This window comes from Streptomyces sp. NPDC049627, assembly GCF_044465645.1.
Taxonomy (GTDB): domain Bacteria; phylum Actinomycetota; class Actinomycetes; order Streptomycetales; family Streptomycetaceae; genus Streptomyces.
The window spans coordinates 129,193-152,279 of record NZ_JBITLW010000002.1 but is presented as its reverse complement, the minus strand read 5'-3'; the positions used below and the strand labels follow the sequence as shown (position 1 = coordinate 152,279).

Genomic DNA, 23,087 nt, shown 5'->3' with positions numbered 1-23,087 from the left:
GGGCTTGCCGCGTGTGAGGACGCCGGGCCCACCCGGCCCGGTTACTGTTGTGGACATGCGTCTCCACGTCGTCGACCACCCCCTGGTCGCCCACAAGCTCACCACGCTGCGCGACCAGCGCACCGACTCCGCGACCTTCCGCCGGCTCGCCGACGAACTGGTCACCCTGCTCGCCTACGAGGCCACGCGGGACGTGCGCACGGAGGCGATCGACATCGAGACTCCGGTCGCCCGCACCACCGGCGTCAAGCTGTCCCGTCCCCGCCCCCTGGTCGTGCCGATCCTGCGGGCCGGCCTCGGCATGCTGGACGGCATGGTCCGGCTGCTGCCGACGGCCGAGGTGGGCTTCCTGGGCATGATCCGCAACGAGGAGACGCTCGAGGCCTCCACGTATGCCACGCGCATGCCGGAGGACCTCTCCGGGCGCCAGGTGTACGTCCTGGACCCGATGCTCGCGACGGGCGGGACGCTGGTCGCGGCGATCCAGGAGCTCATCAAGCGGGGTGCCGACGATGTCACGGCCGTGGTGCTGCTTGCCGCGCCCGAGGGTGTCGAGCTGATGGAGCGGGAGCTGGCGGGGACGCCGGTGACGGTGGTGACGGCGGCGGTTGACGACCACCTGAACGAGCACGGGTACATCGTGCCGGGCCTGGGAGACGCCGGGGATCGGCTTTACGGCGCGGCCGAGTAGGGGCCGGGGGAACGCCCCCCAAGGGCCGCGGGGAACTGCGCGACCAGCCACAACGGACCCGCAGCCGCGACACAACCGCACCCCTGCGGCGCGACGGCGCTGCCTTCTCAGCAGCTCTGCTTCGACGACGTGGACGTCGGCTTCGGCGCGGCCAGCGCGGCCAGCGCCTTGTCGGCGTCCGCCTTGCTCGTGAGGTTCTTGAACCCGTTGCCGAGGATCAGGTCGACGTCGCTGCCCTTGCGGGACGCATCCGCCCGGCGTTCCACGGAGGCGAGCTGCGCGGCGAGGACCGGCAGTGAGGTGTTCTCGGACGTGGTCGGGCCGAGGAGTATCCCCGTGCCCTTGACCTTCTTGTCGAACTTCTCGGTCGCGTTGCCCACGTCACCGATCTTGAAGCCCCGCTTCTTCAGCTCGTCCGCCGTCTGCTTGGCGAGCCCGCTGCGGGTGGTGGCGTTGAAGACGTTGACGGTGATGCCGCCCGGCTCGGGCAGGCGAACCGCGGCGGTGGCCGAGGGGGTCGCCCCGGTCGAGCAGTCGGACTTCGGGCCGACTGCAGAAGCCTTTCCGCCGTTGCCGGTGAAGACGTCGATGAGCTGCAGCGTGCCCCAGCCCATCATGCCGAGTACGGCGACGGAGGCGACGGCCATGACGACGAGCCTGCCGCGTCGCCGGGGCCGGCGCATTCGCGGGTACTTGTTCCCCCGAATTCGGTACTGGCCGCCCATGCCCGGGGGAGTCAGCATGCTCATGGGGCGCAGCGTAGTGCGCCCGAGCGGCGATGCCTACTAGATGATCATTCGATGCCGCTCAGTCCAACCCAAAAGGGGCAACAGGTCGACCTGCCGGGGCGCGGCCCGGGGTCAGTCCAGTTCCAGGACTCTCGCGTGCAGCACTTGACGCTGCTGCAGTGCCGCACGCACCGCGCGGTGCAGGCCGTCCTCCAGATACAGGTCGCCCTGCCACTTCACGACGTGCGCGAAGAGGTCGCCGTAGAACGTCGAGTCCTCGGCGAGCAGGGTTTCCAGATCGAGCTGGCCCTTGGTCGTCACGAGCTGATCGAGGCGGACCGGGCGCGGCGCGACGTCCGCCCACTGCCGGGTGCTTTCCCGGCCGTGGTCGGGGTACGGCCGGCCGTTTCCGATGCGCTTGAAGATCACACGGAAAGCCTACCGGTCCTGACGTTCCGGGCGCAGCCATGGCGACGGAGTGCAGCGCTGGAAAAAGTGTCGCAGACCGGTGCGAAGCGGCGAGGTGTGAGGGAACCGTGGCCGGATCGGAAGCCGGAACGGGCCCGAACGGAAGCCGGTTGGCCCTGGAGGGGCCGCCATCCACGTCTCGTGACGGGGGCTGTGCTCGGCGGGTCGTATGCACACGCTGTGGAGGGGGAGTCGGCGTACGAGATCACCCGGACGGCCCTCGGGGCGGTGCGGCGGAGGCCGTTGCTCCGGTGGGAGTCGTGCCTCCGCCGCGCCGGTGTCAGCCGCGCTCCCGCTCCTTCGGGGGCTGCTGCGGCTTCTCCTGCTTCACCTGAGGTTTCGGTGTGTTGCGTACGGCCTCCGCGCGCAGCAGGGCGCGCAGGACCGCATAGGGGTCGGTGGGCATGGCTGTGCTCCTCGTGTCGTACTGACTGACCTCGTTGCCGGGGTCTGTCAGCAGCGCAGGACCACAGTGCGCAGGATGTGCGGGACGTAGGGCGGCCGCGGCGGCGCGGAACGGGGGTGGCACGCCGGGTCGCCGGGCGCCTGCTTCGGCGCGGGCACGGGTGCGGGAAGCAGCCGTACGGGGCTTCGCCGGTCGGTGCGGGCCGGTGGCCGCAGGACCGTGTCCAGGACGTCCTGCTCGGCGGCCTCGCCGGAGACCTCGGCCACGGCGGGCAGGGCGTGCACCTGGGCGTGGGCGCCCGGCACCAGGAGGGCGAGCAGCAGCACGAGGACGCGCAGCCAGGTACGGCTGCGGGGGAAGCTTCGCGCGCTGCTCACGGGAGGTCATCTCCCCGGTGGCCGTACGGCGTTCATCGCGTCGGGCGGGAGATCCGCCCGCTCGGCGTAGGGGTGCGGGGCGCGTGTCACAGTTCGTGCGGGATCTCGCGGGCCCGTTTGCGCATCCGGATCCCGGTGACGATCTCCACGGCGCCGACCGCCACCAGCCACCAGCCGGCGAGCAGCGTGAGCACGGTGATCGACTCGATCGGGGCGTCGATCAGCACGATGCCGCCGACGGTGGTGACGACGCCGAGGAAGATCTGCCAGCCGCGGGCCGGCATGGAACGGTCGGAGGCGGCGGCCAGGGTCTGGGTGATGCCGCGGATCAGCCAGCCGATGCCGATCCACAGGGCGAGCAGCAGGATCGACTGCATCGGGCGGCGGAAGCAGAACAGGCCGAGGATGATCGACAGGCTGCCGCTGATGAAGGCCAGCACGCGCAGCGAGGTCGTCTTGTGCGTGCCGAAGGCGGCGATCAGCTGGAAGACGCCGCTGATGAGGAGGTAGAGGCCGAACAGGACGCCGGAGACGAAGAGCGAGACGTCCGGCCATACGAGGATCAGGATGCCCAGGACCAGGGAGGCGACGCCGGTGACCAGCACGACCTGCCAGGCGGCTCGGGACAGGGCGTGCAGGGCGCCTTCGAGGGGAGGCTCGGGCTCGTGGGGCATGCCGGGCCCGGGTGGATGGCCGGAGTGGACCCGGCGGTCGTCGTAGTCCCGGCCCCAGGGAGAGCCGGTCGGTGCCTCGCTCATGGTCCATGCTGCGAACGGGGCGGCTTGCGGCGCCATTGGGGGCGGGCCACTCGAATGACGGGTGCGTCCGGCGGGTGGGCGGGATGCCTGCGGCGGCCTGTGCGGGGTGGGTGGGGGTTCGCGTAGCGCCTGAGGGCGGTGTGGGGCGGGGCCGTGCCGGGGGGTGTCCGTCCTCGGTCGGGCGGTTGCCGGGGCTCAAGAGGTGCTGTGTGTTGACGCCCGCCGCTGCGGGCGGACACCCCCCGGCACGGCCCCTGCCCGCCGCGGGCGACCGCGGGTGCGGGGGGGGGGCTACCGGCTGTTGTGCCCGCCTAGCTGCGGGCAGTCGTGCCGCTGGGGCGGCACGGGTGGGCGCAGCGGCACCCCGCCAGCGCGGACGAGCGAGCCCACCCCGCCCAGCCCCCACGCCGGGCAGGCAACAAGCCGACGGCACCGACAGTGGTCCGGCGCTGGTTGCTTACTCCTACTTGCGCGCTGCCTTCGCCGCCGCCTTCATCTCCTGCTTGTGTGCTCGCACCTTGGCCAGCGACTCGGGCCCCGTGATGTCGGCGACGGAGCGGAAGGACTTCGGTTCGCCGTAGGAGCCCGCGGCCTCCTGCCAGCCCTTGGGGCGGACGCCGAGCTGCTTGCCCAGCAGGGCGAGGAAGATCTGGGCCTTCTGCTTGCCGAAGCCGGGGAGTTCCTGCAGTCGGCGCAGCAGCTCCCGCCCGTCGTCGACGCCCTTCCAGACGCGCTCGGCGTCACCGTCGTAGTGCTCGACGAGGTGCTGGCACAGCTGCTGGATCCGCTTGGCCATGGAGCCCGGGTAGCGGTGCACGGCCGGCTTCTCGGAGAGCAGGGCCGAGAACGCCTCCGGGTCCTGGGCGGCGATGTCGTGCGCGTCCAGGTCGTCGGCGCCGAGCCGGTCGGCGATCGTACGGGGCCCCTTGAACGCCCACTCCATCGGCACCTGCTGGTCCAGCAGCATGCCGACCAGCGCGGCGAGCGGGCTGCGGCCGAGGAGTGCGTCGGCCTCGGGGTCCTGGGCGAGGTGAAGGGTGACGTCCATGGCCCGATCATGCCCCCTCGTCCCCCACCCCGCAGCCGTGGGCCGGGTCAGGGGCGCCAGTACCCCAGCGCGTTCACCCGCTGCTTCGGTACGCCCAGCTCCTTGCGGATGTACGACGTGAGGGCCCGGGTCGTCGCCGTGTCGCAGGCGATCCAGATGTACGGGTCCGGGGTGCCGTCGAGGAGGCCGGGCAGGGCCTCCTTCACCTCGGCCACCAGGTGGGCCCCCGCCTCGCGCCTCGGGAGCGTGCGTATGTCGTGGTGGCCGGGGCCGGTGCGGAAGGGGAGGCCGTCCCGCTCGCCCTCGAACCACACCGTCGCGGGGGCGGAGTCCAGGGCGGTGAGGAGGGAGTTGAGGGCGGGGAGGGAGGCGGGGTCGGCGACGGCGAAGACGTGGGAGGGGGCGGGGTCGGGGTCGGTGAAGCCCGTGCCGTGGACGGTCGCCTCGATCGCGTCGCCGGGCTTGGCCGCGCGTGCCCAGTCGCTGGCGCAGCCCTCGTGCAGCGCGAACTCCAGGCTGAAGGTGCCGGCCGCGGGGTCCGGGTCGACCAGGGTGTAGGCGCGCTGGTGGGGCTTGCCCGCGTTGTCGAACCACAGGCGCACCCACATCGTGGGGTGGACGCCGGTCGCCGCCAGCATGCCGCCGTCGGTGAAGTGGACCCGGCGGTAGTGCGGAGTGACGTCCTCGGCGTCCGTCACCGTGAAGGCGAAGTCCTTCGCGCGCAGCAGCTTCAGGACCGCGCCCTCCCAGCCGTGCCCCTGCCCCATGGCTTGTTCACCCTTCACGTACGATTCCCGCACCAATGACTTAGGCAAGGCTAACCTAAAGCAAAGGAGGGGTACAGGTGACCGGCGAGATCTTCCGTGATGCCTGGGGCATTCCGCATCTGCGCGCGGACGGGGTGACAGAACTCGCCCGTGTGCAGGGCCGCGTCACCGCCCTCGACCGCGCCTGGCAGCTGGAGGTGGAGCGGCACCGGTCCCAGGGCACGTCCGCGTCCTTCCTCGGCGCCGAGGCCCTGCCCTGGGACCGGTTCGTCAGACGGGCCCGACTGGACGACACGGCCAGACGCTGCTTCGCCGAGTTGGAGGGCCGGGATGCGGAGACCGCGGAGTGGGTGCGGGCGTATGTCGACGGGGTGAACGAAGGGCTGGCCGAAGGGGCTGGTGGTACGCCGGAGTTCGCGCGGACCGGGCTCGTCCCCGGCCGGTGGGAGCCCTGGACTCCGCTCGGTGTCTGGCTCGGCATCCACATCCTCTTCGCCGGCTTCCCGGCCAAGCTCTGGCGCGAGCAGGTCGTCCGGCATCTCGGCGCGGACGCGGTGGGGCTGTTCGCCACCGACGGGCCCGGCACCTCCGGCAGCAACGGCTGGCTCCTGAGCGGGGAACGGACCGTCACCGGGCACGCGGTCATCGCGGGGGACCCCCATCGGTTCATCGAGGAGCCCGGGGTCTACCAGCAGATCCACCTGTCCTGCCCCGAGTTCGACGTCGTCGGCCTCGCCGCCCCGGGCATCCCGGGCATCGCCCACTTCGGGCACACCGGCACCGTCGCCTGGGCCATCACCAATGCCATGGCCGACTACCAGGACCTGTACCGGGAGCGGCTGCGGCGGACGGGGGCGGGAGTGGAGGCCCTCGGCCCGGACGGGGTGTGGCGGCGGGTCACGCGGCACACCGAGGCCGTGGAGGTCGCGGGAGAGGAGCCGGTCGAGGTCGAGGTGATCGAGACGGAACGAGGGCCCGTGATCATCGGGGGGCCGGAGGGGCTGGAGAGCGGGGTGGCGGAGGGGCTGGAGAGCGGGATGGCGGAGACGTCCGCCGCCGTCTCCCTCCGTTACCCGCCCCGCGTCACCGCGGACCTCGGCTTCAGCGCCCTCCTCCCCCTCCTGCGCGCCCGCCGGGTCGCCGACGTCGACCGTGCCGTCGAGCTGTGGGCCGAGCCCGTCAACGTCGTCCAGGCCGCCGACACCGAGGGGGGCCTGCTGCACCGCGTGGCCGGGAAGGTGCCGGTGCGGGCGGAGGCCAACCGGGTGCGGCTCGTGGCCGCCTGGGAGCCGGGGCACGACTGGCAGGGCTGGCACGAGACGCCCCGCGGCGGGCTCACCGACGGTATCGCCGCCATGGCCAACCAGCGCGGACTCGCCGCCCCGCTCGGCGTCGAGTTCGCCCCGCCCCATCGCGCCGACCGCATCACGGAGCTGCTGGGGGAGAAGGAGCGTTGGTCGGCCGCCGACATGCCGGCGATCCACATGGACACCCGACTGGCCTCCGCGGAGCCCCTGTTGGAGCTCCTGCGCGCCGCCGGCACCCTCACCCCCGAGGCCGACCGCATCCGGCAGACCCTCCTGGCCTGGGACCGCCGCATGGACGCGGGCAGCGAGGCCGCCGCCCGGTACGCGGCGGTGCGCGCGGCGGTCGTACGACGACTCGCCGCACACCCGGCCTTCGCCGCCCTGTCCGCACCGCCCGCCTACCCGGAGGTCCTCCTCCCCTGGCTGGCCCTGCTGCCGCGCATCGGCTTCGCCCTCGAACACCTCCTGCGCGCCGAGGAGTCGTACGGCATCGACCGCGCCGACACCGTCCGCGCGGCGGTCGAGGAGGTGGCCGCCGGGCAGCCCACCGGAACCTGGGGCGACGCCCACCGCCTCGCCCCCTGGCGGGCGCTCCCCGACCCGTCGTACGACGCACCCGGCCTCTCCGGCGACCACGACTGCGTCCTGTGCACCTCCGCCGTCCCCGGCCTCACCGACCTGAGCACGCGCGGACCCGCCGCCCGCTACGTCTGGGACCTGGCCGACCGCGAGGCCGGCCTCTGGGTGGTCCCGCTCGGCTCCTCCGGCATCCCCGGTTCGGCCCACCACCGCGACCAACTCCCCTTGTGGCTGAGGGGAGAATTGGTCCCGGTCCTCACCGATTTCACCCAGTTCGAGAAGGAGTCAGATGTCTGAGCCGGAGCCGACGATCGCCCACGAACCCGTACGCGAACCCGTCCCCCAACCCGTCCACGAACAGGCCGTCGACGGCCTCGGCACCGTTCGCATCCGGCCCCTCGATCCGCGGGCCGACGCCGAGGTCGTGCACGGCTGGGTCAGCGAGGAGCGGGCCTCCTTCTGGGGCATGAACGGCCTCACCAGGGAGCAAGTGGCCGACATCTACGCCCACATGGACACCCTCGACACCCATCACGCCTTCCTGGTCCTGCGCGACGGCGATCCGGTCGCGCTCCTCCAGACGTACGAGCCGGAGGCCGACCGCGTCGGCGAGTGCTACGACGTCCGTCCCGGAGACATCGGCGTCCACCTGCTGCTCGCACCGGTCGGCCCGCAGGGGACGCAGCCCGGCTGGACGTCGGCGCTCCTGACCGTCATCACGTCGTACGTCTTCCAGATCCTGGACCGGCAGCGGGTGGTCGTCGACCCCGACGTGCGCAACGAGAAGGCCATCGCCCGCTTCCTCAAGCAGGGCTTCATGGCGGGCCCGGCGGTGGTGCTGCCGGAGGTCGACCTGCCGGAGGTGTACATCCCGCGGAAGGACGCCCAACTCGCCTTCCTGGCACGGGAGGTAGCCTTTTCGGTGTGACCCCGGACGACCTCGTCGCGCACTACGCACTGGAGCCGATCCCGCGCGAGGGCGGGCTGTTCCGGCAGACCTGGGCGGGACCGGAGCTCGCCGACGGGCGGCCGGAGGGCACGGCGATAGTGGCCCTGTTGACGTCGGACGACTTCTCGGCCCTGCACCGTCTGCCGTCCGACGAGGTCTGGCACTTCTACCTGGGCGACCCCCTGGAACTGCTCCTCCTCGCCCCCGACGGCGCCTCCCGCACCGCCGTGCTCGGCCCCGGCATACTGCACGGCCACCACATCCAGCTGACCGTCCCCGCCGGAACCTGGATGGGTGCGCGGGTCGTAGCGGGCGGCTCCTGGACCTTCTTCGGCTGCACGATGGCGCCGGGCTTCACGTACGAGGGCTACGAGCACGGCGACCCGGCGGAGCTGACGGCGCGCTACCCCTCCGAAGCCGCCCGTATCGCTGCACTGTGCCGCCCATGAGCGGACTCGGACTCCTCGAAGGACAGGTCGCCCTGATCACGGGCGCGGGCGGCGGCATCGGGCGGGGGATCGCGACGCGGTTCGCCGAGGAGGGGGCGGCGGTCGTCCTGCATTGCCGTACGGCGGTGGAGGCGGCGGGTGCAGTGGCGTCCCGTATCCGGGAGTCGGGTGGGCGGGCCGTGGTCGTGCGGGGCGATCTGACCGACGAGGACGCGTGCCGGCGGGTGGTGGGGGAGGCCGCCGAGTGGGGCGGCGGGCGCCTGACCGCGCTGGTCAACAACGCCGGGGTGCAGCCGACGCGGGAGCTGCCCGGCATGACCGCGGCGGACTGGCGGGCGGTCGTGGACACCAACCTGTCGAGCGTGTTCGCGTGCACGCAGGCGGCGGTCGAGGTCATGCGGGAGCAGGGTGAGGGCGGGGCGGTGACCCACATCGCCTCCATCGAGGCGTCCCGGCCGGCGCCGCTGCACGCGCACTACTCGGCGTCCAAGGCGGCGGTGGTGATGCATGCCCGTTCGGCCGCCCTGGAGTACGGCCCCTACGGCATCCGCGTCAACACGGTCTCGCCCGGGCTGATCGACCGGGAAGGGCTGGCGGAGGCCTGGCCGGAGGGCGTGCGGCGGTGGGAACGGGCGGCGCCGGCCGGGAGGCTGGGGCGTCCGGAGGACGTGGGGGACGCGTGCGTGTTCCTGGCGTCGGGGCTGGCTTCGTGGGTCACGGGACACGATCTGGTGGTGGACGGTGGGGTGTCGGCACGGCCGACGTGGTGAGGGGACACGACAGGGTGGGCATCGAGCGGTTCGGGGAGCAGGTCACCACGGCCAGTGACAGGTAGGCGGGGCGTTCGAGGTAGAAGCCGTACGACACGTCGGCTCCCGTGACGAGCCGTTCGGCGGCGGAGTGGACCAGTCGGCGCAGGCGACCGGTTTCACGGTCCTTCTCGTACGCGAACCGATGCGCGTACTCGGCCAGCCGCTCCCCGAGCCAGGCCGCCGCTTCCTTGGCCTCGTCCCACGTACCGCGAATCAGCGAGCGCGGCTTGACGAGCCAGTACGCCGTCTCCAGTGGCGGCAGATCGGAGGTCGGAAACTCTGCCGCCACTTCACGGTAGCGCTGGAGCTGGCGTTCTCCTGTGGGGTCGTTGGGGGCCGGTGGGGGTGGAGGTTCAGGGTGCGGAGGCCGTCGTAGGGCCTCGTTGTCGAAGCGCTCCTTGGGGCCGGTCCAGAGATAGCCGTGGTGGTGCACCAGTGGTTCCCGTTCGAGAGGTGCCGGCCGGGCCGGAGCCGGGGACAGGGATGGGTCCGGCCCGGCCGGCGGGGGGAGGGCCAGACGTTCAGGCCGAAGCGGGCCGGGTCGATGCCGGCCGCGTCCAGTTCCTCCGTGGTGAAGCGGAGCGGCGGGGCGCCGGGCCGCTTGCTGTCACCGAGGGCCCAGGCGTCGTCGCCGATCCGGGCCAGGGTCACGCATCCCTCGGTGCAGGGGCCGCCGCATGCCTTCACGAAGGAGGCCCCGTTGATGGCGAGTGCGTACAGGTCGGTTCCGTTCTGCATCACTGCACCTTCCTGCTCAACTGATCGCGGCCATGGCTGACCGCCGCCGCCCGGGTCGGGCGGGAGTTCAAGGGAAATGTGGCTCACCTCAGCTGCTGCAGCACTTGCCGGACTTGGCGCAGTGTCGGCACTGGCAGGGCGGCCACTGGTTGGTCATCAGGGGCGGGAGGTCGTCCGTGGCGAACACGGTCCGCTCAGAGCCCCACGTCCGCCCGGAGTCTCGCGACACCCGTAGCGTCATCAAGGGGCGCTCGGAGAAGAGTTGCGCGTAGGTTTCCCTGCTCATGCGGCGTGCGCCTCTGCGTGGTGCTGGCGCAGCTCCACGTTCGCGTCAGATACGGCGCTGTAGTCACCTCTGGAGCGGGCGTTCTCTCTGCTGACCGAGAGGGACAGGCAGCTGGAGCAGCCAGGTGTGGTGGGGGGCTCGGCCGGTAGCTCGGTCAGGTGGTAGTCCTGCGGCTTCTGCGGCATTGCTTCCTCCCGGCTCATCTGCGTGATGCAAGGACGCTAGGAGCCGGGTCGTCCACGGCTCTACAGACTTGCATGAGCTTGCATGTCGATGTGCCTTGTGGCAGTGGTTCTGACGCTGTTCAGGCAGTTCAATGAAGCTGATGCAAGCCCGAGCAAGCACCCGAACAAGGGAGCCGGCCATGGCCGTAGAGTTCGTGGGAATCGACCCCGACACCGACCTGGACCACTGCCCTACCGTGTGGGCGGACGCGGCAGCTCAGGAGATCTTGTTGCAGGGGTGGAAGCCCAGCGCCGAGACTCAGACGGAGTGCGAGGCAAGCAGCCCCGCGATCGGCCCGGTGCCTGACAGCGAAGCCATCGTCAGGATTCCGGCCCGGATGATCCCAATGATCAGGGAGGCGTGTGATGCCGTCGAGCGTGCCCAGCTTCGCTGAGCTGCTTGGCCAGTGCGAACGGTCTGCCGTTCACCTGGAACTGCGCGACTCCTACGCCTCGACAGACCGGTTCGAGGCATGGAAGCGGGGTGAACGGCTGGACTGGGAGGACCGCGAAGCCTGGTGGCATCCCTTTCATCAACTGATCGCGGACGCCGTGGCCCGGGGCGTCACGGTCCGCCGGGCCCGGGTGGTATCCGAGCCCGTGTCGGAGTACATCCGCTGGGAGCACTACGTCACTCACGCCAACATCACGGCGGGCGAGGAGGTCCGGTGGCTCCCACGGCGGCGGGCCACAAGCATCCCCCTGCCGGGAAACGACTTCTGGCTGTTCGACGGTGCACTGCTGCGGGTGCACCACTTCTCCGGTGACGGAGTGGTGGTCGAGGACGAGATCACGGCAGACCCGGAGGCCGTGAAGCTGTGTTCCACTGCCTTCGAGGCGGTCTGGGAGCGAGCGGTCCCGCACCACTTGTACGAGATCTGACGAAGGCCGGCTCCATGCCCCCACACCCCTCTTCACGCGTTCAGAAGGCCCGCGAAGATCTCGCCGGCCGTCTGCGCGAGGTACGGAAGGATGCCGGGATCACCGGGCGGGAGCTGGCTGTCAGGTGCGGCTGGTCGGAGTCGAAGTCGTCCCGAATCGAGAACGCCCGGACCCCTCCCTCTGACGCGGACATCAAAGCGTGGTGCCGGGCCTGCGCCGCTGAGGACCAAGTTCCCGACTTGATCGCGGCAAACAGGCAGTCTGCTGACGCTTATGTGCAGTGGCGACGACTCCAGCGGAGTGGCCTGCGCCGTCTACAAGAGTCTGTGGTCGACCTGTACCAGCAAACCAAGATGTTCCGCGTCTACGTCTCTGACGTGATCCCTGGGTTCCTCCAGACACCCGCATACGCCACCGCCCTCTTGTCGTCCATCGCCGTGGTACCGGCTGTGCAGCGCCGAGGCCATGGCGGCGCAGCTTGGCCACTTGCTGGGGGTCATGGATCTGCAGAACGTTGCCGTGGGCATCGTCCCGTTTTCGGCGCAACGGACTGTGTGGCCCATGCCCACCTTCACTGTCTTCGACGACATAAGGGTGCATGCGGACACCTTGGATGCTGCTTCCGCGCTCACGGAGCCCAGTCAGGTCGAGCTGTACACCCGAGCCTTTGAGCGGTTGTCACAGGGAGCCGTACGGGGAGCGGCAGCACGCTCCCTGATAGCGGATGCGGTGGCGTCGCTGACGTGACAAGGGCGCTCCGTGTTACGTCGGGATCCTGGATCAGACGAATTTGAAGTCGGCGTGTGGCACTGCCAGAGCCCAGACGGCCTCGAAGGCGTCCGCACACAGCTTCACGATGCCCGGATCGTCGGTGAACTCCTCCTCTTGTGGTGCGAGTTCGCCATCACCGGCGAAGTGATGGAAGACCACCGAGCCGTCGTCGAAGAGCCAGAAGTCGTTGCCGGGCAGGGCCAGCCCGGATGCGTGACGACGCGGCAGCCAGCGCACCTGCTCGCCTGCCTTCACGTTGGGGCTGGTCAGGTGGTGCTCGAATCGGACGTAGTCCGACACGGGTTCCGACACGATCCTGGCCCTGCGTACCTCAACCCCTTGGGCTACGAGGTCGGCGACGAGCCGAAGCCATGGCCGCCGCTCCGGGGCACTGTCGACGGGATCGTCACGGACACCGTTCTGCCAGGCGACGAACCGAGGGTCGGAGCGCATGTAGCCGTCGCGCATCTCCAGATGAACGGCCGACCGGCTGCAGCGCCGCAGCCGGTCCTCAAGCGTCGGCTCCGCCACCTCTCTTCACCTCCGGGAGGAACTGCACCATGCGCTTCGGGATCTCGATCACGGTCTCGTGGCCAGGATGATGCTGCCGCGAACGCCGGGCCAGGAACTTACGAGAATTTGCATGCGGATCACCGCCTCGCGGTCGCCGTTTGCGAGAGGAAGGCCGTCCAGGCAGCGGGCCGAAGGGTGAAGTGGGGGCCGTTGGGGTTCTTGGAGTCGCGGATGTGGATGGTGGTGGGGGTGGTGGCTATTTCGACGCAGTTCGAGGCGTCGGGGCTGTAACTGGACTTCTTCCAGTGGAGTTGGGACACGGTTTCCTCAGACGGTCTGGGCGATTCGGTGGATCAGGTCACGGGACTCTGCGGGTTTGAGGGCGTTCGCCTCCATGCGGTCGAGAACGAGGCGGTACTTCTCCAGCTGGGCCTCGGCGTCCAGGAAGTCGCAGCCGTGGTGGGTGTCCAGTTGAACAGTGTCGAGCTGTGGAACCGGCCCCGCCAGATAGTCGACGGACTGTCCTGTGCCGGGAAAGGAGCCCTTGCCGAACGGGATGACTCTCACGGTGACGTGGTCCAGCTCGCTCATGTCCAGAAGGTGCTGGAGCTGAGCGCGCACGGTGGCGGGGCCGCCGTATCCCATGTGCAGTGCGCACTCGTGGATGACGGCCGTGTACGGGGGCGGGTCCTCGCGGTGGAGGATTCCCTGTCGCTTGATCCGGTGGCTGACGCGGTGCTCGATCTCGTACTGCCGTAGTTCAGGAACCGCCTCCTTGAAGAGAGCGCGAGCGTGGTCGGTGGTCTGGAGCAGGGCGGGGATGTGAATGACCAAGGCGACGCGCAGGGCTGCCGCGTGGTGTTCCAGCTCGGCGAGGTCTATGAGGCCGACCGGCAGGTGGTCGCGGTAGCTGTCCCACCAGCCGCGCGTCTGGCGTTGCGCCATCGAGGCAAGGGCATCGACGAGGTGAGGGTCGCCGCAGTCGTAGGCGCGTGCGAGTGAGCGGACGCGGTCGGCGCTGAGGGGGCTGCGCCCTGTCTCGATCATGCTGACCCGCCCTTGGTTGACGCCGAGCCTTGCGGCCGCGCCGGTAGCCGTCAGCCCCGCTCGCTCGCGAAGTTTGCGCAGTTCAGCCCCCAGACGCCGTTGTCGCAGGGTGGGTGTGCTGGCGGGTGGCAAGGGGCCTCCTGTCTGGCCGCGGCGCGGCGCTCGGGTCGCACGTATGACCGTACGGTCGGTGCTCAACAGCCACGGCAGGCCCGAAGTCCTCGACACCGTCGAGCTGCTGATCTCCGAGATGGTGACGAACGCCTACCTGCACACCAACGGCCCGGCGTCCCTCCGCCTGACCGCGCTCGCCGACGGACGTCTGCGCGTCGGGGTCTGGGACAGTCACCCCCGCATTCCCGCGCCCTTCGGCCGACCGCCCCACGACCACGTCCCGCTCGCCCCGCCGGACGGCGACGGTGGCCGCGGTCTGCGCCTCGTACAGGAGTACGCCGACTGCTGGGGCGGCGTGTCCCTCGGTGACGGCGACGGCGCCTTCGACCGGCGGGCCGGGAAGCTGCTCTGGTTCGAGGTGAGCGGGGTGAGAGGGTGAGCGTGGCACGCTTCGCATCCGTACATGTCCCCGAGGCGGCAAGTCCGACGACGGAGATGTGACTGACGTGGGGTGCGATGAGCGACGAGTACCGCGGCGCCGAATCCGCTCGCGGCGACTTCGACGGCTGGTGCTGCTGGGCACCCTGCTGGTCCTGTTCCTCCTCGGCGGCACAGGCCCCGCGTCGGCCCACGCAGCCCTCCGTGCCACCGACCCCGAGGACGGAACCGTCCTCAAGTCGGCCCCCCGCCACCTCACCCTGACCTTCACGGAGTCCGTCGGGCTGCTCGACGATTCGTTCCGTGTGCTCGATCCCGACGGCCGCCGGCTGCGTACGGGCGAGCCGCAGCATGCGCAGAGCGGGGGAGACACCGCGCGGGTGGCGTTGCCCGGGAAGCTGGCCCAGGGGACGTACACCGTCGCCTGGCGGGTGGTGTCCGCGGACAGCCACCCGGTGTCGGGTGCCTTCACCTTCTCCGTCGGCAAACCCTCCCTCACCACGGCCACCGTCGACCCCGGTCCCACCGAGGACCCGGTGACCGAGGGCCTCTACAACATCGCCCGCTACCTCGCCTACCTCGCCGCCGCCCTGCTCATCGGCACGGCGACCTTCATGGCGGTGTGCCGGCCGCCGGACGCCCCCGTGCTCGCGCGGCTGCTGAGGACGGGCTGGTGGGCTCTCTTCGGCGCCACCCTGGTCCTGCTGGTGTTGCGCGCCCCGTACGAGACGGGGGAGGGGCCGCTGGGGGCTGTGAGCGTCGAGTCCCTCACGCGTACCTTGTCCAGCCGCCCCGGAGCGGTTCTGCTGGCCCGCCTCGCCCTCCTCCTCGCGGCCGCCGTCTATCTCGTACGGCTGTCCAGGCGCCGTCAGCGCCACGGCTGGTCCGGCGCCGCCCTCGCCGCGGGCCTCGCGATGACCTGGGCCGCCGGCGAGCACGCCTCCGCGGGCCTCCAGGTGCCCGTGGCGATGACGTCCTCGGCGCTGCACCTGCTGGCCACCGCGGTCTGGCTGGGCGGCCTCGCGGCCCTGCTCGGCACGCTGTACCGCGCCCGGCTGACCCCGGACGCCGTCACCCGCTTCTCGCGCCTGGCGTTCGCTTCCGTGACCGTCCTGGTCGTCACCGGCGTCTACCAGTCCTGGCGCGGCCTCGGCTCCTGGGACGCGCTCACCGGCACGACGTACGGCAGGCTCCTCACCCTCAAGCTGGCCGCGGTGTGCCTGCTCCTCGGCGCGGCGGCCCTGTCGCGCCGCTGGACGGCACGGCCGGCGACGGCCGAGACGGCGACGGCCGACGCCGAGACGGCCGTGCGGGAGGCGGAAAGGGTTCCGGAGCCGGTCGGCGGTCCCTCGCTGCCCGAGCCGCCGCGGACCGACGTCCCGCAGACCGACGCACCGCGAACTGAAGTACCGCAAACCGGCACGCGACAGAGTGGCGGCCCGTCCACCCCGGATCCGCAGCGCCGCGCCCTGCGCCGCTCCGTCCTCGCCGAAGTCGCCGTCGGCGCCGTCGTCCTGGCGGTCACCACGATCCTCACCAGCACGCTGCCCGGCCGGGCGGAGGCCGAGGCGGCGGCGCAGGCGCCCGCCGTGGTGGGTGCCTCGGTCACCGATGTCCCCTTCGACGTCGGCACCCCCGGCGGCCACGGCAAGGTGCAGATCACCCTCGACCCGGGCCGGGTCGGCGACAACTCGATCGAGGCCCTCGTCTACGGCCCCGACGGCGGCGTCTCCGTCGTCCCTGAACTGCGGATCTCCTTCACCCTCCCGGCCAAGGACATCGGTCCCCTCGACGCCGGGCTCACCGACAAGGGCGGCTACTGGGGCAACAGCTTCCTCAACCTGCCCATCGCCGGGACCTGGGAGATGAAGGTGACCGTGCGGACGTCGGACGTCGACCAGGTGAGCGAGACCCGGACTGTGGTCGTCCGCTAGCGCACGTGTGCACGTAGAGGGTGTCTCGCCGCAGGCGTCTTCGATCTTCCCTCCGGTCTGTACCAGTTCGAGATATCGGTCACGTTTCCGAAACGGGGGTCGAACTCTCTTGACGCATGACCAGACATACGGCTGTTATTGCGCCACTGTGTTTGGTCAAGTTGATTTCTGATCGATTACGACGGACTTCACCGCGCCGCCAAGAGCCGTTCCCTGCCCTCAGGAGCCGCAGATGCACGACACCTCCCTCTCCGGTCTGTCCCTGCCCTCGCCCAGCCGTCGCACGCTGCTGCGCGGCGTGGGTGGCGCCGCGCTGCTCGGCGCCGGCATCCCGCTGCTGAGCGCCTGCGGTGGCAGCGGTTCGGCGAGCGACCCCAAGACCGTCACGGTCGGCTCCAACGCGTCGGACGCGGTGCCGAAGAAGGCGTTCGCCGACATCTACTCGGCGTTCGGGAAGCAGTCCGGGCTCACGGTCGACGTGAACACCAAGGACCACAACACCTTCCAGGAGCAGATCAACTCGTATCTGCAGGGCACGCCGGACGACGTGTTCCACTGGTTCGCCGGGTACCGCATGCAGTTCTTCGCGGCCAAGGGCCTGGCCACCCCGATCGACGACGTGTGGCAGAAGATCAGCGGCAACTTCCCCGAGGCGATGCAGAAGCTGAGCAAGGGCGAGGACGGCAAGTACTACTTCGTGCCGCTGTACACCTACCCGTGGGCGCTCTTCTACCGGAAGAGCGTCTTCAAGGAGAAGGGCTACGAGGTCCCCACCACCTGGGACCAGCTGGTCGCCCTGTGCAAGCAGATGAAGAAGGACGGCCTCGTCCCGATCGCCTTCGGCGACAAGGACGCCTGGCCCGCGATGGGCACCTTCGACCAGATCAACTTCCGTGCCAACGGCTACGACTTCCACGTCGAGCTGATGGCCGGCAAGGCCTCCTGGACCGACGCCAAGGTGCGCAAGGTCTTCGACCTGTGGACCGAGCTCCTGCCCTACCACCAGGACGGCGCCGTCGGCCGGACCTGGCAGGACGCGGCGCAGACGCTGGCGTCGAAGAAGGCCGGCATGTATCTGCTGGGCACCTTCGTGGGCCAGCAGTTCACCAACGAGGCCGACCGCGAGGACCTCGACTTCTTCGCCTTCCCGGAGATCGACCCGCAGTTCGGCCAGGACACCGTCGAGGCGCCCACCGACGGCTTCATGCTCTCCAAGGCGAAGAAGAACCACTCCGGTTCGGTGAAGCTGCTGGAGTACCTGGGCACTCCGGCGGCCGAGGAGATCTACCTCAAGTCCGACCCCAACGTCGTCGCCGCCTCCACCAAGGCGGACACGTCCTCGTACTCCGCGCTGCAGAAGAAGGCGTACGACATGATCTCCGGCGCGAAGAGCCTGACGCAGTTCATGGACCGTGACTCCCGGCCGGACTTCACCTCCACGGTGATGCAGCCCGCGCTGCAGAAGTTCATCCGTGACCCCAAGGGGATCGACGGCATCCTGTCGTCGATCGAGCGTCAGAAGAAGCAGATCTTCGCGTCCGGCTGACCGATATGACGACCGAGACCCCCACCAAGTCCCCGGAGGCGGCCGCCGTGCCGCCTTCGGGCGTGACGTCCTCCGCAAAGCGGGCGCAGAGCGGCCATCGTCGGCTGCTGACCCGCCGTGACCGGCTCACCCTCGCCCTGATGGCCGGGCTGCCGACGATCCTGCACGTGGCCCTGGTCTGGGTCACCGCCCTGGCCTCCATCGCCCTGGCCTTCACCTCCTGGGACGGCATCGGCTTCGACTCCATCAAGTGGGTCGGCCTGGACAACTTCACGCAGTTGTTCACCAACAACCCGCAGTTCTGGCCGGCCGTCGAGCACAACGCCATCTGGTTCGTCGTGCTCATCCTCATCCCCACCCCGCTGGGCCTGTTCCTGGCCGTGCAGCTGGACAAGAAGATCCGCTTCAGCCGCGTCTACCAGACCGCGTTCTTCCTGCCGGTCGTGCTGTCCATGGCCGTCATCGGCTTCGTCTGGCAGCTCGTCTACAATCCCGACACCGGCCTGATCAACAGCCTCATCGGCGCCAACGAGCCGGGCAAGTACATCGACTGGATCGGCGACCCGGACCTGAACCTGTGGGCGGTCCTGATCGCCGCGTCCTGGCGCCACACCGGCTACATGATGATCCTCTACCTGGCCGGCCTCAAGGGCGTCGACCCCGCCCTGCGCGAGGCCTCCGCCCTGGACGGCGCCAACGAGTGGCAGACGTTCAAGAACGTCATCTTCCCCACCCTTCGGCCGACGAACACGATCGTGCTGGTCGTGACCATCATCGAGGCGCTGCGCTGCTTCGACCTGGTCTTCGTGTTCAACAAGGGCGCCGAGGGCACTGAGCTGCTGTCGATCCTGGTCACCAACAACATCATCGGTGAGTCCAGCCGCATCGGATACGGCTCCGCGATCGCCGTCGTCCTGCTGCTGATCTCCCTCGCCGTGATCATCCCCTACCTGATCGCGACCTTCCGGAAGGAGCGGCGCGCATGAGCACCACCACCCTCGCGACCGGTGCGCCGGGGCAGCGCACGCCCGTCCGCCCCGCCCGGATCCTGCTCCACCTCTTCCTCGCCGGAGCGGCGCTGGCCTGGCTGGCGCCGCTGCTGTGGGCCGTCTACGCCGCCCTGCGCCCTTACGGCGAGACGAGTGAGAAGGGCTATGTGTCCTGGCCCGACAAGCTGACGTTCGAGAACTTCACGAACGCCTTCACCCAGTCGGACATGACGCACTACTTCGGCAACACCATGCTCATCGCCGTCCCCGCGGTGCTGCTGACCCTGTTCCTGTCGTCGATGGTCGCCTTCTACGTCGCCCGCTTCGACTTCCGCGTCAACATCGCCCTGCTGCTGGTCTTCACCGCCGGCAACCTGCTCCCCCAGCAGGTCATCATCACCCCCCTGTACCGCCTGTACCTGCTGGTCGACCTGCCCGGCATCACCATGAGCGGCAAGCTCTACGACTCCGCCCTGGGGCTCGTGCTGATTCACGTCGCCTTCCAGTCCGGGTTCTGCGCCTTCGTGCTGGCCAACTACATGAAGATGCTCCCCCATGAGCTCACCGAGGCCGCCCTGGTCGACGGCGCCTCCGTGTGGCGGCTGTACTGGCAGATCACCCTGCCGCTGTGCAAACCGGCGATGGCCGCCCTGGCCACCCTGCTGTCCATCTGGATCTACAACGACTTCTTCTGGGCCCTCGTGCTGATCTCCACCGGCGAGAACATGCCGATCACCTCGGCACTGAACAACCTCTCCGGCCAGTACTTCACCGACCCCAACCTGATCGCCGCCGGCGCCCTCATCACCGCCGTCCCGGTCCTGCTCGTGTACTTCCTCCTGCAGCGCCAGTTCGTCAGCGGCCTCACCCTCGGCGCCAACAAGGGCTGACCTCGGCCCCGTTCGAAAGAGAACCACCGTGCAGCACCCGTTCACCCCTGTCGCCTCCGTGCCCGTGGACGCGGCCCGTGCCCGCGTCCACGAGGAGGGCTGGCAGTCCTGGAGCCCCAGCGGCGGCTACGCCCTCGGTGACCAGCCGTACCGCCCGACCGACGACAACTGGGCGACGGTCTGTTACCGCCCGGGCGTCACCGTGCCCGAGGGCACGTTCCAGGGCGAGGGGCTGCTGGCGCTCGACCCCGGCGACGGATCGGCGGTCCGCCTGTGGGCGGCGGTCGACCCGACGCGCGAGGTGCCGTCGATCCGGCTGGTCGTGGCGGACGGGCGCGCGGAGGTCAGCGCCGACGGCCCGGTGAAGGAGTGGACCGGGGCCACCGTCCAGTCGGCGCTGGGCGACTGGGCCGACAGCCTCCAGCTGTCCGCTCCCCGCCCGGCCCCGACGGTCTGGTGCTCCTGGTACGAGTACTTCACCGCCGTCACCGAGGACGACATCCACGAGAACCTCCGCGCGATGGAGACCCTCGACCTGCCCATCGACGTCGTCCAGATCGACGACGGCTACCAGAAGGCCCTCGGTGACTGGCTCACCCTCTCGGGCCGCTTCCGCTCCCGCGCGGGCATCGCGGACGCCATCCGCGCACGGGGCCGCAGGGCGGGCATCTGGACGGCGCCCTTCCTGGTCGACCCGGCGAGCGACCTCGCCACCCATCACCCCGAGTGGCTGCTCCGCACTCCCGAGGGCGGCTTCACGCACGCCGGCCGCAACTGGGGCCACGACCTGCGCGTCCTGGACACCACACACCCCGAGGCGGCGGCGTATCTGACGGACGTGTTCCGCACGCTGCGCGCCGAGGGCTACGACTACTTCAAGGTCGACTTCCTCTACGCGGGCGCCCTGGACGGCGTACGGCACGACACGGAGGTGGACGCGCTGACGGCGTACCGCTCCGGCATCGAGCTGATCCGCGAGGCGATCGGCGCGGACGCCTACCTGCTGGGCTGCGGCGCCCCGATCCTGCCCTCCATCGGCCTGTTCGACGCGATGCGGGTCAGCCCCGACACGGCCCCGCACCGCCGCCCCGAGGCCGGTGACTACAGCCAGCCCGGCCAGGACCCGGCCGAGTTCACGGGCGCCGGCCGCCAGTGGCAGCACGGCCGCCTCTGGACCAACGACCCCGACTGCCTGATGGCCCGCCCGGCGGTGGAGACCCGGGAACAGTGGGCCAAGCATGTCGAGGCGACGGGCGGCCTGATGGCGTCCAGCGACCGGCTGCTGTCGCTGGACGAGTGGGGCGTGGAGACGACGCGTCGTCTGCTGGCGTCGGGAGGAGCCCGATGAAGCGGGAAGTGAAGCGGGAACTCAAGGTCCCCGGCATCGCCTACGGCGGCGACTACAACCCCGAGCAGTGGCCCGAGGAGGTCTGGGCCGAGGACATGCGCCTGATGCGCGAGGCCGGGGTCACCATGGTCAGCGTCGGCATCTTCTCCTGGGCGCTGCTGGAGCCGAAGGAGGGGGCGTACGACTTCTCCCTGCTCGACCGTGTCCTCGACCTGCTGGACGCCCACGGCATCGCGGCCGACCTCGCGACCCCGACGGCGGCGCCCCCGGCGTGGTTCTTCCGCGCCCACCCCGAGGCGCTGCCCGTGGACAAGGACGGCAGGAGGCTGTCGTACGGCAGCCGTCAGACGTTCTGCCCGAGCAGCCCGGCCTACCGCAAGGCGGCCCTGCGCATGGCGGGGGAGATCGCCCGCCGGTACGCGGAGCACCCGGCGGTGAAGATGTGGCACGTCCACAACGAGTACGGCTGCCACAACGCGGAGTGCTACTGCGACGAGAGCGCGGCCGCCTTCCGGCGCTGGCTGCGGGGCCGGTACGCGGACGACCTCGCAGCGCTCAACGACGCCTGGGGGACGCGCTTTTGGAGCCAGTGGTACTACGACTGGGACGAGATCCTCCCGCCCCGCGCCACGGGCGCCGTCCCGAACCCCACCCACCAGCTGGACTGGCGCCGCTTCTGCAGCGACGAACTGCTGTCGCTGTGCGAGGCGGAGCGGCAGGTCCTGCTGGCGGCGGCCCCCGAGATCCCGGCCACCACCAACTTCATGGTGATGTACAACTTCGACGCGCTGGACTACTGGCGCTGGGCCCCGAAGCTGGACATCGTCTCCAACGACCACTACCTCCAGTCCGCCGACCCCGAGTCGGAGATCGACGTCGCGCTCAGCGGCGACCTGGTCCGCTCCCTGGCGGGCGGCCCCTGGCTGCTGATGGAGCACTCGACGGGCGCGGTGAACTGGCAGCCCGTGAACCGGGCCAAGAACCCCGGCGAGTTGCGGCGGAACGCGCTGGCCCATGTGGCGCGCGGCGCCGACGGCATCGCCTACTTCCAGTGGCGCGCGTCGAAGGCGGGTGCCGAACAGTGGCACTCGGCGATGCTCCCGCACGCCGGTACGGACAGCCGGATCTGGCGTGACGTGGTCCGGCTCGGCGCGGATCTGCGGGCGCTCGCGGAGGTGCGCGGCAGCGTCGGCACCGCCGAGGTGGCCGTCGTCTGGGACTGGAACGCCCGCTGGGCCATGGAACTCCCCTCCCAGCCCAGCGCCGAACTCCGCTTCGAGGACCTGGTCCGCGCCTGGTACGAGCCGCTGTGGCGGTCGGGGGTGGCCGTGGACTTCGTCCGCCCGGACGCCGACCTGTCGCCGTACCGCCTCGTCCTCGCCCCGAGCCTGTACCTGGTCGACGACGCGGGCGCCGAGAACCTGACCGCCTTCGCCGAGCGGGGCGGCACCCTGGCCGTCGGCTTCCACAGCGGGGCGGTCGACGAGAACTGCCATGTCCGGCTGGGCGGTTACCCGGGCGCGTTCCGGGACGCGCTGGGCGTGCGCACCGACGAGCTGTTCCCGCTGCTGCCGGGGGAGTCGGTGGGGCTCAGCGGAGGCGGTACGGGAGTGCTGTGGTCGGAGCGCGTGCGCCTGGCCGGCGCCGAGACGGTCGAGTCCTACACGACCGGCCCGCTCGCCGGCGTCTCCGCGGTGACGCGCAACTCCCTCGGCAGGGGCACCACTTGGTACCTCGGCACACAGCCCGACGCGACGACCCTGGCGGGCCTGCTGAAGCGCATCCGCGCGGAGGCGGGTGTGGAACCGGTCCGTACGACCCCCCAGGGCGTCGAGGCCGTCCTGCGACGCGGCCCCGACGCCGACTACCTCTTCCTGATCAACCACACCGACCGCCCCGCCCACATCGCGGTCGCGGCGGACGCCGCGGAACTCCTGACGGGCAGGCCGCTGCCGGGGTCGGTCACGGTGGCCGGGGGAGAGGTCGCGGTCGTACGGGAGCCGCACGGGAACTGAGCAGCCGAGGAGA

26 protein-coding genes and 2 pseudogenes are annotated in these 23,087 nt (G+C 70.4%); 15 read left to right on the top strand and 13 right to left on the bottom strand.

Translation table 11 applies throughout. The features are described from left to right. Positions 1–55 precede the first annotated feature (55 nt). Positions 56–691 carry a uracil phosphoribosyltransferase gene (gene upp / locus ACIBU0_RS05645; protein ID WP_398812124.1) on the top strand — a complete coding sequence of 212 codons (636 nt, stop codon included), beginning with the start codon at positions 56–58 and terminating at the stop codon, positions 689–691. A gap of 107 nt (positions 692–798) precedes the next feature. On the opposite strand, the gene ACIBU0_RS05640 is transcribed toward upp, so the two are convergent. The 7 genes from ACIBU0_RS05640 to ACIBU0_RS05610 form a co-directional block, all read right to left on the bottom strand. Continuing rightward, on the bottom strand, positions 799–1,440 hold the full coding sequence (locus ACIBU0_RS05640) for a LytR C-terminal domain-containing protein (RefSeq protein ID WP_398812121.1): 642 nt from the start codon (positions 1,438–1,440) through the stop codon (positions 799–801). A gap of 111 nt (positions 1,441–1,551) precedes the next feature. Then, the gene (locus ACIBU0_RS05635) at positions 1,552–1,848 is read right to left on the bottom strand and encodes a type II toxin-antitoxin system VapB family antitoxin (RefSeq protein ID WP_003999914.1); all 297 of its coding nucleotides are present in this window, start codon (positions 1,846–1,848) and stop codon (positions 1,552–1,554) included. A 319-nt stretch (positions 1,849–2,167) separates the two neighbouring features. Then, positions 2,168–2,293 (bottom strand): hypothetical protein, encoded by a 126-nt coding sequence (locus tag ACIBU0_RS05630; RefSeq protein ID WP_398812118.1) that lies wholly within the window; start codon positions 2,291–2,293, stop codon positions 2,168–2,170. 47 nt (positions 2,294–2,340) lie between these two features. Further along, positions 2,341–2,670 carry a hypothetical protein gene (locus ACIBU0_RS05625; protein ID WP_398812115.1) on the bottom strand — a complete coding sequence of 110 codons (330 nt, stop codon included), beginning with the start codon at positions 2,668–2,670 and terminating at the stop codon, positions 2,341–2,343. An 86-nt stretch (positions 2,671–2,756) separates the two neighbouring features. Then, positions 2,757–3,428, bottom strand: a complete 672-nt coding sequence (locus ACIBU0_RS05620; protein ID WP_398812112.1) for an HdeD family acid-resistance protein — start codon at positions 3,426–3,428, stop codon at positions 2,757–2,759. Between the two features lie 463 nt (positions 3,429–3,891). Next, positions 3,892–4,476, bottom strand: coding sequence for an HhH-GPD-type base excision DNA repair protein (locus tag ACIBU0_RS05615; RefSeq protein ID WP_398812109.1), 585 nt, complete (start codon positions 4,474–4,476; stop codon positions 3,892–3,894). A 47-nt stretch (positions 4,477–4,523) separates the two neighbouring features. Then, complete coding sequence (locus ACIBU0_RS05610; RefSeq protein WP_398812106.1) at positions 4,524–5,243, bottom strand: siderophore-interacting protein; 720 nt, start codon at positions 5,241–5,243, stop codon at positions 4,524–4,526. A gap of 77 nt (positions 5,244–5,320) precedes the next feature. On the opposite strand from ACIBU0_RS05610, the gene ACIBU0_RS05605 reads away from it, so the two are divergent. From ACIBU0_RS05605 to ACIBU0_RS05590, 4 genes are read left to right on the top strand one after another with little or no spacing between them, the layout of a single operon-like run. After that, the gene (locus ACIBU0_RS05605) at positions 5,321–7,426 is read left to right on the top strand and encodes a penicillin acylase family protein (RefSeq protein ID WP_398812103.1); all 2,106 of its coding nucleotides are present in this window, start codon (positions 5,321–5,323) and stop codon (positions 7,424–7,426) included. Then, positions 7,419–8,057 carry a GNAT family N-acetyltransferase gene (locus tag ACIBU0_RS05600; protein ID WP_398812100.1) on the top strand — a complete coding sequence of 213 codons (639 nt, stop codon included), beginning with the start codon at positions 7,419–7,421 and terminating at the stop codon, positions 8,055–8,057. The genes ACIBU0_RS05605 and ACIBU0_RS05600 overlap by 8 nt, the downstream gene beginning before the upstream one ends. Then, positions 8,054–8,527 (top strand): cupin domain-containing protein, encoded by a 474-nt coding sequence (locus ACIBU0_RS05595; RefSeq protein ID WP_398812097.1) that lies wholly within the window; start codon positions 8,054–8,056, stop codon positions 8,525–8,527. The genes ACIBU0_RS05600 and ACIBU0_RS05595 overlap by 4 nt, the downstream gene beginning before the upstream one ends. Then, on the top strand, positions 8,524–9,297 hold the full coding sequence (locus ACIBU0_RS05590; RefSeq protein ID WP_398812095.1) for an SDR family NAD(P)-dependent oxidoreductase: 774 nt from the start codon (positions 8,524–8,526) through the stop codon (positions 9,295–9,297). The genes ACIBU0_RS05595 and ACIBU0_RS05590 overlap by 4 nt, the downstream gene beginning before the upstream one ends. Here the strand turns inward: ACIBU0_RS05590 and ACIBU0_RS05585 are convergent. The 3 genes and pseudogenes from ACIBU0_RS05585 to ACIBU0_RS05575 form a co-directional block, all read right to left on the bottom strand. Beyond that, positions 9,242–9,772: a hypothetical protein gene (locus ACIBU0_RS05585; protein WP_398812092.1), complete on the bottom strand. Its 531-nt coding sequence runs from the start codon at positions 9,770–9,772 to the stop codon at positions 9,242–9,244. The two genes, ACIBU0_RS05590 and ACIBU0_RS05585, sit on opposite strands and share 56 nt — an antisense overlap. 89 nt (positions 9,773–9,861) lie before the next feature. Beyond that, positions 9,862–10,077, bottom strand: a pseudogene (locus ACIBU0_RS05580) (DUF397 domain-containing protein); the annotation flags it as partial. A 282-nt stretch (positions 10,078–10,359) separates the two neighbouring features. Then, positions 10,360–10,548 (bottom strand): hypothetical protein, encoded by a 189-nt coding sequence (locus ACIBU0_RS05575; RefSeq protein ID WP_398812089.1) that lies wholly within the window; start codon positions 10,546–10,548, stop codon positions 10,360–10,362. 179 nt (positions 10,549–10,727) lie between these two features. Between ACIBU0_RS05575 and ACIBU0_RS05570 the strand changes: the two genes are divergently transcribed. The 3 genes and pseudogenes from ACIBU0_RS05570 to ACIBU0_RS05560 all read left to right on the top strand — a co-directional run bounded on the left by ACIBU0_RS05570 (position 10,728) and on the right by ACIBU0_RS05560 (position 12,216). Continuing rightward, on the top strand, positions 10,728–10,982 hold the full coding sequence (locus ACIBU0_RS05570) for a hypothetical protein (RefSeq protein WP_398812086.1): 255 nt from the start codon (positions 10,728–10,730) through the stop codon (positions 10,980–10,982). Beyond that, the gene (locus ACIBU0_RS05565; protein ID WP_398812083.1) at positions 10,954–11,469 is read left to right on the top strand and encodes a DUF6879 family protein; all 516 of its coding nucleotides are present in this window, start codon (positions 10,954–10,956) and stop codon (positions 11,467–11,469) included. The genes ACIBU0_RS05570 and ACIBU0_RS05565 overlap by 29 nt, the downstream gene beginning before the upstream one ends. Before the next feature lie 14 nt (positions 11,470–11,483). Next, positions 11,484–12,216: pseudogene (locus tag ACIBU0_RS05560) on the top strand (Scr1 family TA system antitoxin-like transcriptional regulator). 33 nt (positions 12,217–12,249) lie between these two features. On the opposite strand, the gene ACIBU0_RS05555 reads toward ACIBU0_RS05560, so the two are convergent. From ACIBU0_RS05555 to ACIBU0_RS05545, 3 genes are all read right to left on the bottom strand, one after another. Beyond that, positions 12,250–12,708, bottom strand: a complete 459-nt coding sequence (locus ACIBU0_RS05555) for a DUF6879 family protein (RefSeq protein WP_398813950.1) — start codon at positions 12,706–12,708, stop codon at positions 12,250–12,252. Positions 12,709–12,890: 182 nt separating this feature from the next. Further along, on the bottom strand, positions 12,891–13,073 hold the full coding sequence (locus ACIBU0_RS05550; protein WP_398812080.1) for a DUF397 domain-containing protein: 183 nt from the start codon (positions 13,071–13,073) through the stop codon (positions 12,891–12,893). 7 nt (positions 13,074–13,080) lie between these two features. Further along, positions 13,081–13,932: a helix-turn-helix domain-containing protein gene (locus tag ACIBU0_RS05545; RefSeq protein ID WP_398812077.1), complete on the bottom strand. Its 852-nt coding sequence runs from the start codon at positions 13,930–13,932 to the stop codon at positions 13,081–13,083. Positions 13,933–13,975: 43 nt separating this feature from the next. Between ACIBU0_RS05545 and ACIBU0_RS05540 the strand changes: the two genes are divergently transcribed. The 7 genes from ACIBU0_RS05540 (at position 13,976) to ACIBU0_RS05510 (ending at position 23,074) form a co-directional block, all read left to right on the top strand. Next, positions 13,976–14,353: an ATP-binding protein gene (locus tag ACIBU0_RS05540; RefSeq protein ID WP_398812074.1), complete on the top strand. Its 378-nt coding sequence runs from the start codon at positions 13,976–13,978 to the stop codon at positions 14,351–14,353. A 130-nt stretch (positions 14,354–14,483) separates the two neighbouring features. After that, on the top strand, positions 14,484–16,286 hold the full coding sequence (locus tag ACIBU0_RS05535) for a copper resistance CopC/CopD family protein (RefSeq protein WP_398812071.1): 1,803 nt from the start codon (positions 14,484–14,486) through the stop codon (positions 16,284–16,286). Between the two features lie 232 nt (positions 16,287–16,518). Beyond that, positions 16,519–17,832, top strand: a complete 1,314-nt coding sequence (locus ACIBU0_RS05530) for an ABC transporter substrate-binding protein (RefSeq protein ID WP_398812068.1) — start codon at positions 16,519–16,521, stop codon at positions 17,830–17,832. Positions 17,833–17,837: 5 nt separating this feature from the next. Beyond that, the gene (locus ACIBU0_RS05525) at positions 17,838–18,818 is read left to right on the top strand and encodes a carbohydrate ABC transporter permease (protein ID WP_398812065.1); all 981 of its coding nucleotides are present in this window, start codon (positions 17,838–17,840) and stop codon (positions 18,816–18,818) included. Beyond that, positions 18,815–19,711 carry a carbohydrate ABC transporter permease gene (locus ACIBU0_RS05520; protein WP_398812062.1) on the top strand — a complete coding sequence of 299 codons (897 nt, stop codon included), beginning with the start codon at positions 18,815–18,817 and terminating at the stop codon, positions 19,709–19,711. Before ACIBU0_RS05525 ends, ACIBU0_RS05520 begins: the two co-directional genes overlap by 4 nt. Positions 19,712–19,739: 28 nt before the next feature. After that, positions 19,740–21,059 carry a glycoside hydrolase family 36 protein gene (locus tag ACIBU0_RS05515; protein ID WP_398812059.1) on the top strand — a complete coding sequence of 440 codons (1,320 nt, stop codon included), beginning with the start codon at positions 19,740–19,742 and terminating at the stop codon, positions 21,057–21,059. A gap of 8 nt (positions 21,060–21,067) precedes the next feature. Then, positions 21,068–23,074 (top strand): beta-galactosidase, encoded by a 2,007-nt coding sequence (locus ACIBU0_RS05510; protein WP_398813947.1) that lies wholly within the window; start codon positions 21,068–21,070, stop codon positions 23,072–23,074. The last annotated feature ends 13 nt before the right edge of the window (positions 23,075–23,087 follow it).